Origin of the sequence: Novosphingobium barchaimii LL02 (genome assembly GCF_001046635.1) — a bacterium.
GTDB lineage: Bacteria > Pseudomonadota > Alphaproteobacteria > Sphingomonadales > Sphingomonadaceae > Novosphingobium > Novosphingobium barchaimii.
On record NZ_KQ130453.1, the window covers coordinates 826,962 to 845,971 of the forward strand.

General features: G+C 65.2%; 17 protein-coding genes. 6 read left to right on the forward strand and 11 right to left on the reverse strand.

Annotated features, from left to right (window positions below; translation table 11 throughout):
* Positions 1-229 precede the first annotated feature (229 nt).
* Genes V474_RS10265 through V474_RS10275 form a run of 3 tightly spaced genes read right to left on the reverse strand, consistent with a single transcriptional unit; the run spans position 230 to position 2,364 of the window.
* Positions 230-1,414 carry a class I SAM-dependent methyltransferase gene (locus V474_RS10265; RefSeq protein ID WP_059151390.1) on the reverse strand — a complete coding sequence of 395 codons (1,185 nt, stop codon included), beginning with the start codon at positions 1,412-1,414 and terminating at the stop codon, positions 230-232.
* Between the two features lie 22 nt (positions 1,415-1,436).
* Positions 1,437-1,793, reverse strand: coding sequence for a hypothetical protein (locus V474_RS10270; RefSeq protein ID WP_059151391.1), 357 nt, complete (start codon positions 1,791-1,793; stop codon positions 1,437-1,439).
* Between the two features lie 4 nt (positions 1,794-1,797).
* On the reverse strand, positions 1,798-2,364 hold the full coding sequence (locus tag V474_RS10275; RefSeq protein ID WP_236711112.1) for an ureidoglycolate lyase: 567 nt from the start codon (positions 2,362-2,364) through the stop codon (positions 1,798-1,800).
* 239 nt (positions 2,365-2,603) lie between these two features.
* On the opposite strand from V474_RS10275, the gene V474_RS10280 reads away from it, so the two are divergent.
* Positions 2,604-4,163, forward strand: coding sequence for an FAD-binding oxidoreductase (locus V474_RS10280; protein ID WP_059151393.1), 1,560 nt, complete (start codon positions 2,604-2,606; stop codon positions 4,161-4,163).
* Positions 4,164-4,249: 86 nt separating this feature from the next.
* Here V474_RS10280 and V474_RS10285 read toward each other — a convergent pair whose 3' ends face one another.
* From V474_RS10285 to V474_RS10300, 4 genes are all read right to left on the reverse strand, one after another.
* Positions 4,250-5,167 carry an alpha/beta hydrolase family protein gene (locus V474_RS10285; protein WP_236711114.1) on the reverse strand — a complete coding sequence of 306 codons (918 nt, stop codon included), beginning with the start codon at positions 5,165-5,167 and terminating at the stop codon, positions 4,250-4,252.
* Positions 5,164-5,565, reverse strand: a complete 402-nt coding sequence (locus V474_RS10290) for a c-type cytochrome (protein ID WP_059151394.1) — start codon at positions 5,563-5,565, stop codon at positions 5,164-5,166. The genes V474_RS10285 and V474_RS10290 overlap by 4 nt, the downstream gene beginning before the upstream one ends.
* A gap of 186 nt (positions 5,566-5,751) precedes the next feature.
* Entirely contained in the window at positions 5,752-6,816 is a 1,065-nt protein-coding gene (locus tag V474_RS10295) for a DUF3089 domain-containing protein (RefSeq protein ID WP_236711116.1), read from the reverse strand.
* A gap of 17 nt (positions 6,817-6,833) precedes the next feature.
* A complete protein-coding gene (locus V474_RS10300) occupies positions 6,834-8,237 on the reverse strand; it encodes an MFS transporter (protein ID WP_236711118.1) in 1,404 nt (467 codons plus the stop codon).
* Positions 8,238-8,453: 216 nt separating this feature from the next.
* Here V474_RS10300 and V474_RS10305 point away from each other — a divergent pair, with 216 nt between their 5' ends.
* Positions 8,454-10,667 (forward strand): beta-glucosidase family protein, encoded by a 2,214-nt coding sequence (locus tag V474_RS10305; protein WP_059151396.1) that lies wholly within the window; start codon positions 8,454-8,456, stop codon positions 10,665-10,667.
* A 28-nt stretch (positions 10,668-10,695) separates the two neighbouring features.
* On the opposite strand, the gene V474_RS10310 is transcribed toward V474_RS10305, so the two are convergent.
* From V474_RS10310 to V474_RS10325, 4 genes are all read right to left on the reverse strand, one after another.
* Positions 10,696-11,715, reverse strand: coding sequence for an alpha/beta hydrolase (locus tag V474_RS10310; protein ID WP_236711120.1), 1,020 nt, complete (start codon positions 11,713-11,715; stop codon positions 10,696-10,698).
* Positions 11,716-11,726: 11 nt separating this feature from the next.
* Positions 11,727-12,950, reverse strand: a complete 1,224-nt coding sequence (locus tag V474_RS10315; protein WP_059151397.1) for an alpha/beta hydrolase-fold protein — start codon at positions 12,948-12,950, stop codon at positions 11,727-11,729.
* A gap of 125 nt (positions 12,951-13,075) precedes the next feature.
* Positions 13,076-13,648, reverse strand: coding sequence for a cupin domain-containing protein (locus V474_RS10320; protein ID WP_059151398.1), 573 nt, complete (start codon positions 13,646-13,648; stop codon positions 13,076-13,078).
* Positions 13,645-14,838, reverse strand: a complete 1,194-nt coding sequence (locus V474_RS10325) for an LLM class flavin-dependent oxidoreductase (RefSeq protein WP_059151399.1) — start codon at positions 14,836-14,838, stop codon at positions 13,645-13,647. The genes V474_RS10320 and V474_RS10325 overlap by 4 nt, the downstream gene beginning before the upstream one ends.
* A gap of 171 nt (positions 14,839-15,009) precedes the next feature.
* Between V474_RS10325 and V474_RS10330 the strand changes: the two genes are divergently transcribed.
* The 4 genes from V474_RS10330 (at position 15,010) to V474_RS10345 (ending at position 18,997) form a co-directional block, all read left to right on the forward strand.
* Entirely contained in the window at positions 15,010-15,966 is a 957-nt protein-coding gene (locus tag V474_RS10330) for a LysR family transcriptional regulator (RefSeq protein WP_059151400.1), read from the forward strand.
* 151 nt (positions 15,967-16,117) lie between these two features.
* Complete coding sequence (locus V474_RS10335; protein ID WP_059151401.1) at positions 16,118-16,975, forward strand: phytanoyl-CoA dioxygenase family protein; 858 nt, start codon at positions 16,118-16,120, stop codon at positions 16,973-16,975.
* The gene (locus V474_RS10340) at positions 16,972-17,565 is read left to right on the forward strand and encodes a cupin domain-containing protein (RefSeq protein WP_059151402.1); all 594 of its coding nucleotides are present in this window, start codon (positions 16,972-16,974) and stop codon (positions 17,563-17,565) included. Before V474_RS10335 ends, V474_RS10340 begins: the two co-directional genes overlap by 4 nt.
* Positions 17,566-17,608: 43 nt before the next feature.
* Positions 17,609-18,997, forward strand: coding sequence for an MFS transporter (locus V474_RS10345; protein ID WP_059151403.1), 1,389 nt, complete (start codon positions 17,609-17,611; stop codon positions 18,995-18,997).
* The last annotated feature ends 13 nt before the right edge of the window (positions 18,998-19,010 follow it).

Below are 19,010 nucleotides of genomic sequence, written 5' to 3' on the forward strand. Positions count from 1 at the left end.
GTTGAAGGCCCAAGTCTATGCTGGGTGAGACGCGCAGAAAATCGCGGTTTGCGAGTATCCGACAGGTGGACCGCAGCCGCTGAAGAACGCTTTGCCCTGGTTCATTACGGGGAACAAAACGAAACAACCCAGGGCAGCTTGCCCTGGGTTGTCGCGCGGCTTCGCCGTCCGCAAAGACGAATCTTTCGTGGCCATGCGCCCGATTAGAACGAGCGGGCAGCGATTTATCCTACTTCGTCGCCGAGCAGGCGTACCAGCTGCCGATCATCGCCCGTCCTTCGGGGTGGCCTTCGGTGAAGAAGTCCGACCGGTCCGGCTTCAGGAAGAACGTGCCCTTGCGGTAACCCACCAGCACGCCTTCAGCATCGAACCCGGCATCGAGGGCAACCTTCATCCAGTCCGTCCGGGCCAGCGAGGTCATGAACGGTTCGTTGTTGTAATGGCTCTCGAAATCGCAGCGCATCTGGTCCCAGAGCGACATGTGCTCATGGCGCGGCGGGACGTCGACGTGGCACATCACCCCGCCCTCTCGCAGCAGGCGGTGGCATTCCTTGAAGATGCCGCGCATGCCCTTGGCCGAAGTCTCGTGAAGCACCGCCGACGAGCAGACGAGGTCGAAGCTGCCGTCCTCGAAATCGGTATGTTCGGCGTCCTGCTGGCTGAAGTGGATCGGCGCGCCCATCGCCTCGGCGCGGGCGTGGCCGTAGCGCAGCATCGGCGCGCCGACATCCAGCGCGAAGACTTCGGCATCGGGGAAAGCCTGAGCGATCGCCACGGTGGAATGGCCCACCGAGCAGCCGAGGTCCAGGATGCGCTTCGGCTTGAAGTCCGGGTAGAAGTCCTGGACATGGCTGGCCAGCGTATGGCCGCGCCCGTCATTCTTCCAGCCGCCGTTGAGGTTGCGCAGGTACGTGGAAGCGAAACGGTCGTACAGCGCGCCGGCGCGGAAATCGCCCACGGCGGTGTCGACGGTGTAGCTGCCGGGCATCCGATGATGGTCGAAGGCGGAGATATAGCGCGGGATCGCAAGCTCCGGGTTCAAGCGAAGGCTGCCTTTCGGCTCGGACACCTGCGCCTCGACCTTAGCCGAAAGCTCCTCGAACTGGCGGTCGATGGCACCGTCGAGCGAAAGCCAGATGCGGTCCTGGTAGAACAGCGACAGCGTCAACCAGTACTGATGCAGCGGATGCGCTTCCAGCGCCTGGCGGACCTGGGTGCTGGACGTGGGCTTGCGGCCGGTCTTCTTCTCGATGCCGGGTACGATCACTTCGTCCAGCAGTCGGCGGTCGAGCGGGTCCATGTTCTTGCTGGTCCACGCGCGCATGGAGAGGAAGTGATCCTCCATCGCCTGCTCGTCATGATTGGACTGCGGCATGACGGCATGACCGAAATGTTCCTGGCGGTACTGTTCCATGGCTTAGGGCTCCCGTTTCAGGTCAATCGCGGGTGACGGCGTCAAGCACGCCTTCGTAATCGTGCTGGTCGGCCAGTGCCTCGGGCATCAGCTTGTCGCGGGCAGAGCCCAGCACGCGGTCGTAGATACCTTGCCGGTAGGCCGCGCGGTGCGCGCGCGCTTCGTCATCGGGGGCGAATGTGTCGATATCCGCGGGTCCATGCAAGTCCGCAGCCTTCAACAGCCGCTCGTTCGCATCGAGCCGGTCCTTGAGCACGACCACTTCGCCCAGCAGCGCCAACACCAGCCCGGCGAGGGCATCGACCGTTTCGCTCTCGAAAACCACCGGCTGGCTGCCCTTGGACCGCGCTTTGCGATCGAGGTTCATGCGCTCTGCCATCAACTCACTCCATCAATTCGAAACGGAACACGTTGCCGGTGCGGGCGACGATATCCTTCTTGTCGAGATCCGGGCCGTGGGCCTCCTCGGTCAGGGCGTCCTTCGCCTTGAGGTCGTAGCCGGTCTGGCTGGACAGGATCACCACAAGGTCGGTCCCATCCTCAACCGCGAAGGGAAATTCATGCCAGGTGCCAAGGTGCATGGCAAAGCCCGCAGTCCCGTCGAAACGAAAGGCGCGCACCTGTGAAAGGTCGGGAAGCTCACCATCCCCCGGCGGCGCCATGACCGCAACGAAAGGTTTGCCGCCCAACGGCACGAAGGCCTGAGTGTGCTGGAAGTGGCGCTCCATATAGCGCACTTCGCCGGGGCGCCGGTCCATCTGCGCCAGCGTGACTTCTACCGGATGCTCGCACAGGAACCGAGCCGGGTAGCTCATTTTAACCGCGCCTTTGTAGAAATCGACCGAAACGGGCTTCACCGGCGCCTCGCGTCCGATCACGGCACCGAAAGGCGCCAGCGCCTCGGGCGTCGCCGGTTCGACCGTGAGATCGATCACCTTGCATTCAGCCATGGAATTGCCGCCAACCTTGGTCATGGACCCCCTCGTGGGTATTCGCTCCGACCGGGCTGCACCTTTGCAACCTCTGTCTTGCCCGGTCATGCGCGGAGGATTGCGGATTCGAGCGGGGATCGAACTGTTTGATCGCTGGCCGGATAGCCGCAGAGTGGATAGCTTCCTCCCGGCGGTCGCCCTGGCCCGCCATATTGGCCAAGCCTTGGTGTTCGATACCAAGAATTTCAGGTGTTTTGATGAGCAGCGCGATTGTCGAGAAACAGTTGGTTTCGGCCCTGACCGAGGCTCTGGGGGCCAATGCGGTCATCCATGAGGGCGATGCCCTCGCCTACTTCTCGAACGACGTCTACCGCGGCGGCGGTGCCCCGCAGGCGGTCGTTCGCCCGGCCAGCATCGAGGCGCTTCAGGACACCGTGCGCATCTGCGCAGCAGCGGGCGCCGCCATGGTCCCGCGCGGCGGCGGCGCATCCTATACAGATGCCTACCTCGTCCCCGCAGGCGGCCATGTGCTGTTCGACACCGGCGCACTGGATACGATCGAGATCGACGAGCAGAACGCCGTCGTCACCGTCGAGGCCGGAGTTACATGGATGGCGCTCAAGACCGCGCTCGACGCCAAGGGGCTGCGCACGCCGTTCTGGGGGCCGTTCTCCGGCATAGCCGCCACCGTTGGCGGCAGCGTGAGCCAGAACACCCTCAGCCATGGCAGCACCGCACACGGTATCTCTGCGCAGTCGGTCCTGTCGATGGACGTCGTCCTGGCCAGCGGCGAGGTCCTCTCGACCAGCGCCAGTTCGGCCATGCGCTTTTACGGGCCCGACCTCACCGGCCTGTTCACCGGAGACTGCGGCATCTTCGGGATCAAGGCCCGCATCCGCCTGCCCCTGCTGCCGGTGCTGCCGCATTTCGAATGCCTCAGCTTCGCCTTCGACAGTTTCGCCGACTACCACGCCGCTTCGCGCAAGGCGGCGATGGCGCGGCTCGACGATTCGCACTTCGGCCTCGACCTGGCGCTGTCGCAGGGCCAGATCGGACGGCAGGACGGTATGGGCGCACGCCTCAAGATCGCCGCCGAAGTGCTGCGAAAAGCGCCGGACAAGATGAAGGGCATTGCCCAGTTGGTCCGCATGGCATTGGCGGGCGAGAACCCGATGCGTGCGGGCGCCTATATGTGCCACTTCATGATCGAGGGGTTCGACGCCGACGAGGCCGCGCACAAGGCGAAGATCCTGCGCCGCCTGCTGTCCGGGCTGGGCCGCGAGATCGCCAATTCGATCCCCACGTTCGTCCACTCGGTGCCATTCGCGCCGCTGTTCAACGTGCTTGGCCCCGGCGGCGAGCGCTGGGTGCCGATCCACGGGGTGCTGGCCCATGATCAGGTGGTGGCGTTCGACACCGCCTACAAGGCGCTGATCGCCGGCCGCAAGGCGGAGATGGAGCAGCTTGGAGTGTGGACCGGCACGATGTTCTCGCCGGTGGGGGCTTCCGGCTTCCTCTACGAAGTGGCGCTCTACTGGCCGGATGATCGCACCGCCTACCACCGCACCACCTTGGGCGCGGAATACCTCGGCCAGCAGCCGCACTTCGACGCCAACGAACCATCGCGCGCCTATGCCGACGATCTCAAGCGCGCCATCGTCGCGCTGATGCAGGAGCACGGCGCGGGCCATTTCCAGCTCGGCCGCGCCTATCCCTACAAGCAGCGGCTCTCATCGCAGGCGATCTCGCTGCTGAGCGCGGTGAAGACCGAACTGGACCCCAAGGGACTGATGAACCCCGGCGCGCTGGGGTTCTGACCCTAGCCGAAGCTCTTACGGCACCGACAAAGAAAAACCCCGGCAGGAGCAATCCCGCCGGGGTTTTTTGTGCCGTATACGCCGGGTCAGCGCTTCATCAGGCGGGCCGGAAGAGCGTCCGTCAACAGGGCGTCAAGCTGCCGGCGCGCCTTGGCGCTGCCCGCGCCGTACCCTTCCAGAAACAGCCCCGCACGCTGGTTTGCAAGTTCCAAGGGCGCCAATTGCTGCGGGCCCGGCTGACCCGGATCGCAGATCGCACCGCCGAAATAATGGTTCGCGCCTTCGAGAACGAGGCCATAGCGCTGGCTGCCCGGCGCGGCCGCCTCGAACGGGGTGAGGTGCGCCTTCCAGCCGTCGACCGTCTCGGCCGTCATGCCGGGCACGATGTCGAGCGTGCCGGTCTGGATCAGCGCCGGGACCGCAAGCGCGCCGTAACCCTGCTCGGTCACCAGCACCGGGATCACCGGCGGCGGCGAAAAGGCGATCACCGCCTTGGCCAAGCGCGGCACCAGCGGCAGTTGCAGGCCTTCCGGCAGCACCGGCTGCGCCCCGCCCATCATAGTCGCCACAAGCCCACCATAGGAATGGCCTGCCGCCACGAATGGCGCATCGCCGATATGCCCGATGAGGGCGCGCATGTCCTCGATCCGCGCTTTCCAGCTGGCAAGACCCTTGAACTGCGCGGTCTGGGGATGCTCGAGGGAATCGACATGAAGCGGCGCCAGCACCCGCCAGCCCGCCGTAACCCAAGGGCTAACGATCAGGCCGTAATACTTCGGCGCCGAAGCCGCCCCGTGCGAGAACAGGATCGTGCCGCGCGGCTTGCCCGCAGGCCGCCACTCGGTGACCGAAACCGGGCGCGCTTCGGCAGTCTTGATTTCGATGACCGAGGATGCCGGCGCCGGCCCGGCAAGCGCCCGGCCCGCCACCAGCATGGCAGCAGCTGCGGAGCAACCGGCCAGCAGCGAGCGGCGCGAGAGCGAAAGACTGCCCGCCGCGATCAAGGCGCAGGCTTCTTGAGATAGGCGATCACGGCTTTGCGGTCTTCCGGCTTGGATAAGCCCGCGAATACCATCGACGTGCCTGGAACCACGCTGGCCGGGCGGGTCAGCCACTTGTCCAGCGTGGCCTCGTTCCAGGTGACGCCGGCCTTGGTCATCGCGGCGGAATACCGGAAGCCCTTCACCGAGGCGGCTTTCTTGCCGACGACGCCCGAAAGATTGGGGCCAACCTTGTTCGGTCCTCCCGCGTTCACCGTGTGGCAGGCCATGCAGCGCATGTACACGCGCTTGCCCGCTACAGCGTCGGTTGCCGGCGGCGCCGCCGAAACGATTCCCGGGACCGCCATCATGCACGCAGCAGCTGCGATCGCGAGTGCCGGGACGATGATCTTTCTGGTCATGTGTGAAGCCCACCCTTTGGAATTGTGTTTTGCCGCTCAGGCCTGGATTTTGCACCGCCTTCTCTGTCGGAAAGCTGTACCCGAGGCCCACGCGGCCCCTTATGTCCAGTCACTTTCAAATCTAGTTCGCCGCGCCGGGCTTGCCCGGTCGGCACCGCCGATTATCCGCCTTGCGGACAGCACCCGTCAGCGATGCGCCTTGAGCCAGGCGGCCGCGCGCAAGGCGGCATTGGCCCGAATGTCGGCGTAAAAAAGTCCGATATCATGATAATGCAGGCTTCCGCCCGGCAGCGGCTTGAGGTCCAGCCCCGGCGCCAGATAGCTGACCGCAAGGCCGCGTTCGCAGCTTACGGCGACGGCGCCTGCGCGCAGCGGCCTCAACGCACCGGCACCAGGGTCGCCCGGGACCGTGCCTTTTGCCTCGGAGGAAAGCGAAGCGGGGCGGCTCCTGTCGAACGTCACCGGGTTGATGCAGAGCGGCTGCCTGCCTGGAACATCGCCGTATTTCTCGACGAAGCCCTTTTCAAACGCCGCGACGACGGGAGCCAGATCCGCGCCCGCCTCGATCGCGTTCCACTGCAATGCACATCCCGTCTGCGCGGGTTTATCGCAGATCGGAACGTGCTTGTAGCGCAGCCCGAACTCACCCTCGGACAGATTGATGCCGACGATATAGGCCGCCACCATGCGCTTCTGTAGCGGCGTGCCATCGATACGCTGCTCCAGCAGGTCGGCGATGTGTTTGGCGCCCTGGCTATGCCCGGCGATGATGAAGGGCCGGCCCTTGCTAACGTTCGCCAGGAACCAGTCGAAAGCCCGCTCGACATCTGCATAGGCGAAGGCATAGGCCGCGTCGCGGTAAGCCGGGTCTCTGAGCGCCTTGTAGCTGGCGGCTCTGTAACGCGGCGCCCATATCCGGCAGCACGCGCCGAAAACGCTGGCCTGCCGGGCCATCACGCTTTCGTCCACCCAGGCATTGGCCTTTACGTCGCGGGGGTCCTGGCTCCACTGCGTCTCGCTGCGGAACGTAGTGGGGTGGACGTAAAACACGTCGACACCGGGATCGCGCGCTGCCGGGCTCGCGCCTTCAGGCAAGGCGCTTGCCGCTCCCGCGCCGCCTGGCCCTGCTGCCCAGCTGGCAGGATCGGCGTAGTCGGGCGCGGGCGCAGCGCTAGCGGCGATGTTCTCCTGCGGCGTTGCTGCCGATACATTGGGGGAACCTAAAAGCGCCGAAGCAGCCAATAGAAGCATCCGAGCCGCCGCCATCGTCATGCGGCCGGCAGCCGATAGCGCGAAAACACCACCAGGCTGACAAGCTGGGTCGCCGCCGGGATCAGGCTGTAAAGCAGCACGATGCCGGTTATCGCATGCGGCGTTTGCGTCACCGCCCCGCCGGTCGAGGATACGAAGCCGAACGCGCTCATCACCAACCCTGCCACGACCGGGCCGAGCGCAAAGGATAATTTTTCCATGGCCGAGAAGAGGCCCGCGAACACGCCCTCGTTGGCGATGCCCTTGCGGCGGCGTTCATAATCAATTGTGTCCGTCAGCATCGACAGCGAGAGCATCACGAAGGCAGAGTTCACCACGCCAATCACCGCGCCGCGCACCAGCACCAGCACATGCTGCGTACCAAGCGCCCCGACGCCGGGTATTGTCAGCAGCACATCGGTGGCTGGGTGGACGAAGAACCACGTCACCGTCACCAATGCCCAGGCGGCGGAGGCCACCACGTAGGTCCGTTCCTTGCCCCAGCGGCGCGAAAGCGAAAGCCAAAGCGGCTGCGCGAGAATGCCGGTGATCGCCATGATCAGGATGAATAGCGGGATGATCCAGATCGCCTGGATCGCATAGAGGTAGATGAAGCCGATCACCGTATAGCCCGATGCCTGCCCGATGTTCTGGATCAGGCAGGTCGCCAGCAGCACGAGATAAGGACGGTTGCCCTTGATCGCGCCAAGCTGTTCGCGCAGGCTGCCGGGCGCGGTATCGTCACGGATCATCGGTACCCGGGCCAGCCCCAGCGCGGTGACCAGCATAGTGACAAGGCAGATCACGCCCAGCACCGCCGCCATCACCGTCCAGCCATGCGCGCCGCCGCCCAGCGCGTAGATCAGCGGCTGCGCCACGCCCACGCCGACCAGCACGCCCAGGGTCGAGAACACCATGCGGTAGACCATGATCCGCGTGCGTTCGTGCGGGTCATGGGACAGCGCTGCCGAAATCGCGAGATAGGGCACCGAGAACATCGAGAATGCGGTGGAGGCAAGGAAGAACAGGAAGCACGTGATCGCCGCCGAAACCAACGGGCTGGCGCTTTGGGTCAGGGTGAACAGCGCTAAGAAGCCCAGGCTCGTCAGCACCGCGCCGGCCACGAGGAACGGCGTACGCCCATGCCGCCCGCGCAGCCGGTCGGACCATGCGCCCACCAGAGGATCGCAGACGATCAGCCACAGCTTGGGTATCAGCACCACAAGGCCCGCCAGCCAGGCCTCTACGCCAAGCATGGTGGTCAGGAACAGGGGCAGCAACACCGCTGGGGTATCGCGGAAAATCTGCGCGCCAAGCTGGCCGGTGCCGTAGCGCAGCAGGACAGAAGTCCGCACCCGGTCGTCATGGACCGACCCCGGCCGGTCATGCGGAAGAATTGTCGTATCGATCATGGTGGCCATGCGCTTTTTTTCCGAATCTTTTATGCCGCACCGCAGCATGTGTCACGGCGATCACCCCGTCGACAGAATATTCATGCGATTGGCTACCTCCCGCCTCGGCCCGCGCAAAGTTTATCCACCAGACGGATGCAGGAGTTCGCCGCATGGACAGAGTGGAGCCACCGGCCATGTTGCAGCGCAACGCCAACGGGCGGATTTTCCGGAGATTTCTGCGCGATGAACCCTCGCCTGTTTGCCTGCACCGCCCTTGCGCTTGCCTTTGCCGCCCCGATCTCGGCGGCGGAAAGTCAGGACAACACCATCGACCTTGCTGCTGCGCAAAAACGTGCGGATGCAACCGTCGCGCAGATGTCCGCCCAAGAAAAGACCGTCATCACTCACGGCATCATGCCGCTTCCCGGCGGCGGCCCCAAGGTCGACATTCCCAAGGACGCCATCATCGGCGCCGGTTACGTCGCCGGGATCGAGCGGCTGGGCATTCCGGCCCTGCGCGAAACCGACGCGAGCCTGGGCGTCACCTGGGTTTCGGGGGCTCGCGGCGACTGGGCGACGGCGCTGCCTTCCGCCGTTTCCCAGGCGGCCAGCTGGAACCCCGCACTGATCCGGCGCGGCGGCGCGATGATCGGCGCCGAAGCGCGGGCCAAGGGCTTCAACGTGCTGCTCGCCGGCGGCGTCAACCTTGCCCGCGATCCGCGCAACGGGCGGACTTTCGAATATTTCTCGGAAGACCCGCTGCTATCGGGCGTGCTCGCGGGCGCGGCGATCCGCGGCGTGCAGTCGAACCACGTCATCTCCACCATCAAGCACTTCGCGCTTAACGGGCAGGAAACCGGGCGCAAGTACGTGGACGTCAAGATCGCCCCGGGCGCCGCGCACGAAAGCGACCTGCTGGCCTTCCAGATCGGTATCGAGCAGGGCCAGCCCGCGTCCGTCATGTGCGCGTACAACCGCGTCCACGGCGCGCAGGCCTGCGACAGCGACTGGCTGCTCAACAAGGTGCTCAAGCAAGAGTGGGGCTACAAGGGCTTCGTCATGTCCGACTGGGGCGCGGTGCCCTCGATCCAGACGGCTATCAACGGCCTCGACCATCAATCGGGCGAACAGCTCGATCCGGGCGTGTTCTTCGGATCGCAGATCGCCGGAAAGGCGGCCGCAGACAAGGCGTGGTCCGCCCGGCTAGACGACATGAACCGCCGCATCCTCACCGCGATCTACGCGGCCGGGCTGGACAAGTACCCCGCCCCTCCCGGCGGCGCCATCGACTGGGACGCCCACGCCCTGGTTGCCGAGGATGTGGCGAAACAGGGCATCGTGCTGCTCAAGAACGAAGGCGGCGTGCTGCCACTGGCCAGGACCGCAAAGTCAATCGCGGTGATCGGCGGTTATGCAGACGGCGGCGTACTGTCTGGCGCAGGTTCAAGTCAGGTCATGGGCAAGGGCGGCCCGGCCGTGAAACTGCCGGTAGCGGGCTCCGGCATCTGGGCCGGATTCATCTCCGAATCCTATCACCGCTCCAGCCCGATGGCCGCGATCAAGGCGCAGGCGCCCGGTGCCACCGTGCTCTACCGGCAGGGGCAGTACATAAAGGACGCCGCCGAACTCGCCGCGCGATCGGAAGTGGCGGTGGTCTTCGCCACGCAGTGGATGACCGAGGGACTGGACGTGCCCGATCTCTCGCTGCCGCGCGGGCAGGACGCGCTGATTGAAGCCGTCGCCGCGGCCAATCCCAATACGATCGTCGTGCTGGAAACCGGCGGGCCGGTGAAGATGCCGTGGCTGGGCAAGGTCAAGGCCGTGGTCGAGGCCTGGTATTCCGGCGCGCGCGGCGGCGAGGCGCTCGCCTCGGTGCTGTTCGGTGACACCAATCCTTCAGGCCGCCTGCCGGTCTCGTTCCCGGCCGACGAAAGCCAGCTGCCCCGCCCCCGCCTGGACGGCAGCGACTGGGTGGAACCGGACTTCGGCGGCAATCCGAAGGGCGGCAAGGACAATCTGCCTACCGACTACGACATCGAAGGCTCGGACATCGGCTACCGCTGGTATGCGCGCACGGGTGCGAAGCCGCTGTTCCCGTTCGGCTATGGCCTCAGCTACACCACCTTCACGCAGGAAAAACCGGCGGTGAAGGGCCTGTCGGCCAGCGTCACCGTGACCAACACCGGCCAGCGGGCCGGCGCGGATGTGGTCCAACTATACCTCATCAGCCGAGCGGGTGAGAACAAGCGCCGCCTTGTCGGCTTTGGCCGGGTGGAACTGGCGCCGGGCGCATCGCGCAAGGTCGCCATGACCATCGATGCGCGTTTGCTGGCGGACTGGAAGGACGGCGGCTGGACGGTCCCTGCGGGCGATTACGCCTTCGCGGTCGGCAGCGACGCCGAGCATCTCGGCGCCGCTGTTTCGGTGAAGATGAAGTCGCGCCGCTGGAAGGACTGACAGGCCAGCAAGGCCTGCCACCCGGGGCTCACCGCGCGGCGGTGAGCCCTTCGCCCTCGATCCACCAGAGGAACTCGTCCATCCAGTGGTCGGTCGTGCCGCCCAGCGGTTTCGCGCCGAAACCGTGGCCGCCGCGCTGGTACAGGTGCATTTCGGGCCGATATCCTGTCTCATACAGCTTGTCGTAGAAGGCCCGGAAGCCCAGTTGCACCACCACATCGTCCTGCGCGGATGCCATGAACAACGGCGGCAGGCGGCCCGGAGCCGGAGTGGCCGGGGGCTGGAGCCAGGGCTCCTTCGGCGTGCCGGGAGGATAAGGCAGATTGGCTGGGGGCAGCGCCGGCAAGGGCGAGACGAACGGCATGCCGTAGATCAGCCCTGCGAAATTCGGGCGATCCTCGGGCTTTTTCGCCAGCGCCATCATGCCGGCGACATGCCCTCCCGCCGAAAAGCCGACCACGCCGATACGCTGCGGATCGATGCCGTACTCTGCGGCGCGCGACCGCAGCAGGCGCAAGGTTTCCAGCCCGTCCGCCACGCCGGGAATGCCGCCCTCACCGGGCTTTATCGTGGCATTCACACGGGCGCGCATCGCCTCGTTGGTTTCACCCGGCGGGGTCTGGATCAGGCGGTACTTGAGCACGAAGGCGGCAATGCCGCGCGCCGCCAGCCACTGCGCAACGAAGCTGCCTTCATGTTCGATCGCAAGCAGGCGAAAGCCTCCGCCTGGCGCGATGATGACCGCCGAGCCGGTTGCCTTGCCGGGCGGCGGCAGGAAGGCCTGGTAGGTCGGCACGGTGACGTTCCACAGCGTCCTGTCGCCCGGCACCTGCCCCCCGCGCGCTTCTTCGGTGACCGGAACCGCCAGCTTGCCCGGCCACCCCTGCAGATCGGGCACCCCGCGCGGCCAGATTGCTACCGGCGCACGGGTGCGCACGCCCTCTGCCCCGGCGCTTTCTCCGGCAGCCGGGGCCGCCTGGACGCAAGGCGCGGCCACAACCGCCGCAGCCCCGAGCAGCGCCGCAGCCATGGTAATGGTCATGGTCATGTGCAAACCCCTCATCGGAACAACCGGGGCGCAAAGTCCGCGAAGTAGCGGCGCCAGTTGGGCCATTCGTGGCCGCCTCCGCTCTCATTATAGAGGTGGGCGATATGATAGCGATTAAACAGTCCGCGCGTAGGGGCGACAGTGGCGTGGAGGAAATCCTGGCGGCCCATCGCGAAGTAGAGCAGCTTCAGCTCCTGCGCGCTGCGGCGCAAGCGAGCGTCGTATTTCGCGGCATAGGTATCCACCCCGTTGAACGCGTTGCCCTCGGTCAAACCCATCGAGAACACACCGATCCAGCGGAACAGGTCCGGATGCGTCAGCCCGTTTCGCAAAGTATGCGATCCGCCCATCGACAGCCCCGCCATTGCCCGGGCTTCTGCCCGCGCATCGCTGCGATAATTGGTGTCGACATAGGGGATCAAGTCCTTGACGAGATCATCGCCGAAATCCGGATTATCGAGCGTCATCACCCCTTCGCGCAGCGGCGTGTGACCATCGGGCATCACCACGATCATCGGCATCGCCTTGCCGCTGGCGATCAGGTTGTCGAGGATCAGGTTGGCATGGCCCACGCTGGTCCAGCTATCGTCGCTGTCACCCGCGCCGTGGACGAGATAGAGCACCGGGTACTTGCGCGCGTCCTTCGTATAACCCGGCGGCGTGTAGACGTGGGCGCGCCGCGCCATGCCCAGCGACCTCGACCAGTATTCCACGGTGGAGACAGCGCCGTGCGCGACCTCGGCATTCCAGCTCTGGAACTCGCCTTCGGGACCCTTGACCTCGAACGTGGAATCGATGCCCTTGAGTTCCTCGGAGAACGTCTTGCCCAGCGGGTCGACGGTCTTCACGCCGTCCACTCTGAAGGCGAAGCGATAGGTATCGGCCGGTACGGGCTGCGGTGTGGTGACGCTCCACAGCCCGGTCTTGTCCTTCGTCATCTCCAAGCCCGGCGGCGTGCCCGGCGGGAAGCCCATGGGGATGATCTTCGCGATGTCAGTGCTGGTCAGCAGCACTTCATTGGCAGCCGGGGCGCAGAGGCGGAACGTCATGCGCTGGTCGGGAAGCTGTTCGACCGACTTGAAGGGGGCGGGGCCGGAATAGAACGGCGGCGTCACGCAGGTCGACGGATCGAGCTTGGGGGGCTGCATCTGCGCCATGACGGGGAGCGGCGCGGCAAACGAGGCGGCAAGCCCCGCCATCAGCGCCGACACGGAAACGAACCTGCTGCGAACCATGAAACCCCCTTCGCACGAACGGCACATGCCGCCTCTGCGAAAAGGTCACCGCCTATGGCCCGGGAACAAATACCGGACTGACGGCTATCCGACTGGCAGCTATCCGAACAGGGCGCGCGGTCGGTTCACTTGTGCGGCCCGGCCTGACCCTGAAGCCGCGCGGCAACGCACTGGTCGGCCGGCATCCCATCCGGGCAACTGCTGCTTTTGGGCGCCAGCGGACTGTCCTTGGGGAGACGGACGGTGAGAATGCGCACCGGCTCGGTCCCGATCATCCGCGAGGTATGACCGCGCCCGGTCACGTCGTCGGCCAGCACGATGTCCCCTTTGGACAGGATGTGCTTCGATCCATCGCCCAGTCCGACTTCCAGCTGGCCCGCCAGCACGATCAGGAAACGCGGGGTGGAGACACCGTGGAAATCGATGAAATCGCCCGGCAGGGTGTCGCCGATCTCGACATCGGTGGCCCGCAACCGGGACTGTACCGAGTGCCCGTCGCCCCCGCCGGTCAACGGGAGGTCGATGATCTCGAGATGCGATTCTCCGTCGGCGCCGCCGGACATATGCATAACCCGCATGGCCTTGCCGGTTGGCGAGAGCGGCGAGACCGGCGGCGGATCGCCTGCCTGCTTTGCCGATGCAGGCCCGTAAGACATGCCGATCATGGCGGCTGCGGCAAAGAGATGGCGGGCCTTCATGCCTCGGCTCCCACAGGCTCGGCACCTACCGGGCGAGCGATACCCGCTGCTTCATCATGGCGCGCGGCCAGTTCGCGAAGGCGCGGGATCAGTTCGCGGCCCTGCACCGCGATATCGCCAAGCAGATCGAAACCGCGCAGCAGGAACCCGCCGATGCCCATCGCATAGTAATCCATCAGCGCATCGGCCACCTGCTCCGCCGTTCCCACCAGCGCCGGAGGCAGCATCGGCGTGGAGAAATCCACCGAGGCCCGCGTGATCCCCGTCCACAGCCGTTTGTCGACCATTTCGCTGCCGTTCGCCAATGCCTCCAGTTCCGCGCGGCCGGAACCGCCGCGCGAAGTGGCCAGCCTGGGGTCGAGCCGCATCGCGGTGCCGGTCGCCTCGGCCTTGCCGGTTTCGGCAGCGGCGATCTTTGCTTGCTGCTCCGCCGCCGTTTCGCGCAGAGCCTCGATAACCTCGCTTGCGGCCTTCCAGGCCTGTTCCTCGGTATCGCCCAGGATTACCCGCGCCGAGGTCTGCAGGCGCAGCGGACGGCCGGTTCTGGCCCAGGCGCCCTGCACCTGCGCCACCGTTTCGGCCATCTGCGCCAAGGGCTTGAGCCCGCCGATGGCATAGACGTCCGCCACCCGCGCGCCCGTTTCGAGCGCCAGCGGCGAGGCTCCGCCCCAGTAGACCGGTACGGCGCCGTGCACCGGCCGTATCTCCGACAGCGCACGGTCGAAACGATACCACTCACCTGCATGGCTTACCGGCTCGCGCGCTTCCCAGATCGAGCGCATGATTTCCACGTATTCGCCGCTGCGCAAATAGCGCTCATCCTTCGTGTGGTAATCGCCGTCGCAAGCCAGTTCGAGATCGTTAGCGCCTGTGATGATATGGACCCCTGCCCGGCCGCCGCTCATCTGGTCAAGCGTGGCGAACATACGCGCGGCCATGGTCGGCGCGATGAAGCCAGGCCGGTGCGCCACCATGAACGAGAGCCGGCGCGTAATTCCCGCGGCATAGCTGGCGATCGCGAAGGGATCGGGCGCATAAGAATTCTGCAGGATCAGCACCCGATCGAACCCGTTCTCGTCGAAGGCGCGGGCCAGCGTACCGATCATCTGCGCATCGAACGGCGGGCCGCCGTCGCGGGATATCTCCGAGGCGTTACGGTGGAGCAGAACTCCGAGAATTTCGAGCGGCATGGCGGGGGCTGTCTCCCTGAACCGGCCCAGAACATCGCTCCGGCCGGCTGATTGAACGCGGAAACTGCCAGCTGACCGCAGAGCGAATAATTCAAGAAATCTATTACCGTGCAAGATAACCTTGATCGACGCCTAGCAGCGTCTCCCGGCCATAACGGAAAAGCGCCCAAAATGAACATCGTCAAGCTCGAACGCATGATCGCGGTCTATGAGGCCGGAAGCTTCCGCAAGGCAGCGCGCGGCTTCGGCATGTCCCAGCCCGCGCTTACCTGGAGCATCCGCCAGTTGGAGGAAAGCCTGGGTCTTTCGCTGTTCGAACGCGGGCCGTCCGGCATCCGCCCGACCGAGGTGTGTGAAACACTGATCGTCCGCGCCCGCCTGATCGTCAACGAACACAACCGCCTGCTCGCTGAAGTGGAGCGTACCAACCGCTCTCAGGTGATCGTCGTGGGGGTGCATCCAGTACTGCTGAACAGCCAGTTCGCCCATACCGTGGCCACCTTCCGGGCACAGGAACCTACGGTCACCCTCCGCGTGGTGGAGGCCTATAGCGCTGACCTTATCGCCCTGCTGCGGCGCGGAGAGCTGGACCTTGCATTCTCCGCCGCGCCGGAGGGCGAGGAAGAGGAAGTCGCCTTCGAACCGTTGCTCCGCCAGTATTATTCGGTGTTCGGGCGCGCGGATCACAAGATTTTCGGCGAGATCGCGGGCGGCGGCGAGATCACCCAACATGCCTGGGCCCAGGCGGACGCCCCCAATGTCGCAGCAGGACGGGCAGCCGGCGCCATGCAGCACGACAATGCAAACCTGGTGCTGGAACTGCTTGCTCGCTTCGGAATGACGGAAAGCACGGTAGCGGTGCGTTCGGCCTCCATGCACCTGATCCGCCGCATGGTTCTGGACGGCGGCCTGCTCGGGATGATCCCGGAAAGCCAGTTCGCCACCGAACTGCACGACGGCACCGTGCGGCAGGTGCCCGGATCGAACATCGAAGGCCCCCCGCTGGGTCTGCTGTGGATCGACGGCGGTTATGAGACGGTGGCCCGCCGCCGGCTGAAATCGGCCCTGCGCATCATGCAGGCCCCGGAACGGCTCGAAATTATCCCTGTGCCGGATATCGCCGCATGACCATGGGCGCCGAGCGATAAAGTCTCCTTATCACGGTTCAATATTAGTTCTCTGTTCCCGCCCCGAACCTAGTCGCAGGATAGGCGAACTGGTTGGGATGGGTATCCAGTCTCCCATCCCGGCCCCTTTTCCCCTTCAGGCGAGACCGACGATGAACGAACGTCCCCTCAACCCGATCACCGCCGAGCACATCGAGGCCTACCGCGCCGACGGCGTGGTCTGCCTGCGCCAGATGTTCGATGCGGAATGGATCGAGCGTCTTCAACAGGCCGCGCTCGAAGTTGCCGCCGATCCAGCCGCGCATGGCCTGACCGGCCCTTCGCACGGCGCCATGATCTCGGTCTCGCACTTATGGCACAAGCCGGGCATCTTCCGCGACTTCGTCTTCAATTCTCCGGCGGGAGAGATCGTCGGCCGGGTGATCGAGGCGGACAATGTGCAGATGTTCCACGACCATTTGTTTCGCAAGCCGCCGAAGTCGCCCTCGATCATGCAGTGGCATGCCGACCATCTCTGGCCCTTCACCGGCACCATGATCCCCAACCTGTGGGTCGCCCTGTCGCCGGTGAACGAGGAGAACGGCCGCATCGAATTTGTCGCAGGCTATCACCGCTTCTGTATCGATACGGGATCGCGTTTCGGTCCGGCGGGTGACGGCACTTTCCGTTTCCCCGATTTCGAGACGGAGCGCGGCAATCCCGATTTCCCCTTCCGCTTCGTCACCTGGGATCTCCAGCCGGGGGATGCGGTGCTGTTCCACGTCGACATCCCGCATTATTCCAAGGGCAACGATTCCGAGATGCTGGCCCGCACCGGCCTCGCCATGCGGATGATCGGCGATGACTGCTACTGGTGCCCGCGCGAAGGCCTGATGCCGGTGCAGGGCATGGACCTGCTCAGCCAGCCGGACGGCGTCCATCCCGAGCCCGGCGAACTGCTGCCGCTGATCTGGCGCCGTCCTGAAGACGAACCGCGCGCCTTCACCCCGTGCAAGGAGCAGTTCGCATGAGCTTCACCTCCGATCCCGTCGACGCCGGCAAGCGTGGATTCCTTGGCGGCGGCGCGGCCCTGCTCGCCAGTCTTGGCCTTGTCGAAGCTGCGTGGCCTGGTGCTGCTCTGGCAGGCACCAGCGTCGAGCCGATCCAGGGCCCGGACCTGCCGATGGAATTCCCCGGAACCGGCGGTGAAATACCCTGGCTGAAGCGGGGATTTCACCTCTATTCCGGCGCCGACGGCCTCACCCGGGCCGAGCAGCTCGACGTGGTGGAACCGCGCGGCAAGGCCATTGCCACGCTGCTGCGCCGCACAGCCGCGCGCGTGACGCTGGGCGGATCACAGCCGGGCGCGGGCTTCGGCTTTCACGTCGCCAACCAGCCGACATTGCTGATCCCGATCTTCGGGTCGATGATGATCGGCCTGCACGATGGCACTCAATACGAACTGCGCCACGGTGACCTCGCCTATGCCGAGGACTGCACGGGCAAGGGCCATATCTCAAAGGCCGGCCCGGATGGATCGTTCATGGTCGCCGTCCAGTTGCCCAAGGGCGGATGCCCGGCGACCGGCAGTTCCGACATGACAAAAGTCTGGTCCGACTGATCCAGCCCCAACCTTGCCCAGCCCTTCCATTTGAGGAAACCGCGTGAAGAAGAGTGCATATTTGGGTTGGGCGATCGGCTCCTTCACGTCCTCCGCGCTGGTGAGCGCGGTGGGCCTGCTGCACTTGCGCTTCATGACGGATTCGCTTGGCATCACCATCGGCCTGGCAGGCATGTTCACGGTTCTGGCCAAGATCTACGACGCGGCATGCGATCCGCTGATGGGCTATCTCGGCGACCGCACCCATACCCGCTTCGGCAAGTATCGCCCCTATCTGCTGGGCGGCGGCCTGATGGCGGGGCTGTCTATGGTAATGCTGTTCAACGTGCCCGGCGCGTTGTCGGGCACAGCGCTCTGGGCCTGGGTGGTCATGACCCTGCTGGTCTTCTCCACCGCGTATACGGTGTTTCGCATCCCCTACCTTGCCTTGGGGCGGGCCATCACCACGGACTTCGCGGAACGCTCGAAACTGATGACCTTCAGTGTCTATGGCTCCTCGCTCGGCAACATGGCCGCGACGGCCGCCGCGCCTTTCCTCCTCTCGCGGATCGGCAGCGACCGCGCCGGACACGGCGTGGTCGCCGTGATTCTGGGCGTGCTGATCGCGATGGGCGGCGTCGCATCGTTCCTGCTGCTGCGCGAACGCGAGGCGCCTGAACCCGCGAAAGCCGGCGAAGGGTCCCTGCGCGAGGCTTTCGCGGCGCTGCGCAGAAACCGCCCGTTCCTGTGCCTGATCGGGTTCAAACTGGTGCTGTTCTCGGGCCTGACGGTGCACATGTCGGCGATACCCTTCTACACGCGCCACGTGCTGGGCGTGGCGGACAGCACACTGGGCTCGATCTTCCTCGTACAGACACTGGCGATGATGGGGTCGCAGTACCTGTGGGTCCGGCTGGCCGCGCGCCACGGCCGCCGCAATGCACTGCTCGGGGCCACCGCTTTGTGCGCGGTGGCCTACTTCAGTTGGCTGTTCATCCCCGCATCGCACCCTGAGCCTTACGTGCATATCTGCGCGTTGCTATCCGGGACGGCTACAGGTGGCGTATTCCTCGGCCTCTATACCGTGCTGACCGACACGATGGACTATTCGCGCCAACTCCAGGGCGAAAACCGCGCGGGCATGTTGGCGGGCATCTTCGTGATGGTCGAAAAGGGCACGGCGGCATTCGGCACTTTCGTGTTCAGTATGGCCATGGCTTGGGTCGGCTTCATCTCCTCCACCGGCGACGGCGCAACCACGCAGCCTCCAGGCGTGCGCGTGGGCATCATGGCCGCACTTTCGCTGGTGCCCGCGCTGGCCGCCGTTGGCGCAGCGCTAATCATGCTGCGATACCGTATTCCGGGCGAAGCCGGTCCAGATGTTCGAAAGTCTGCTTCGAACGCACCAGTAATCAAAAACGAAAATCCAGTTATAAACAAAACTGTTTATTAGCCAAATATTACGT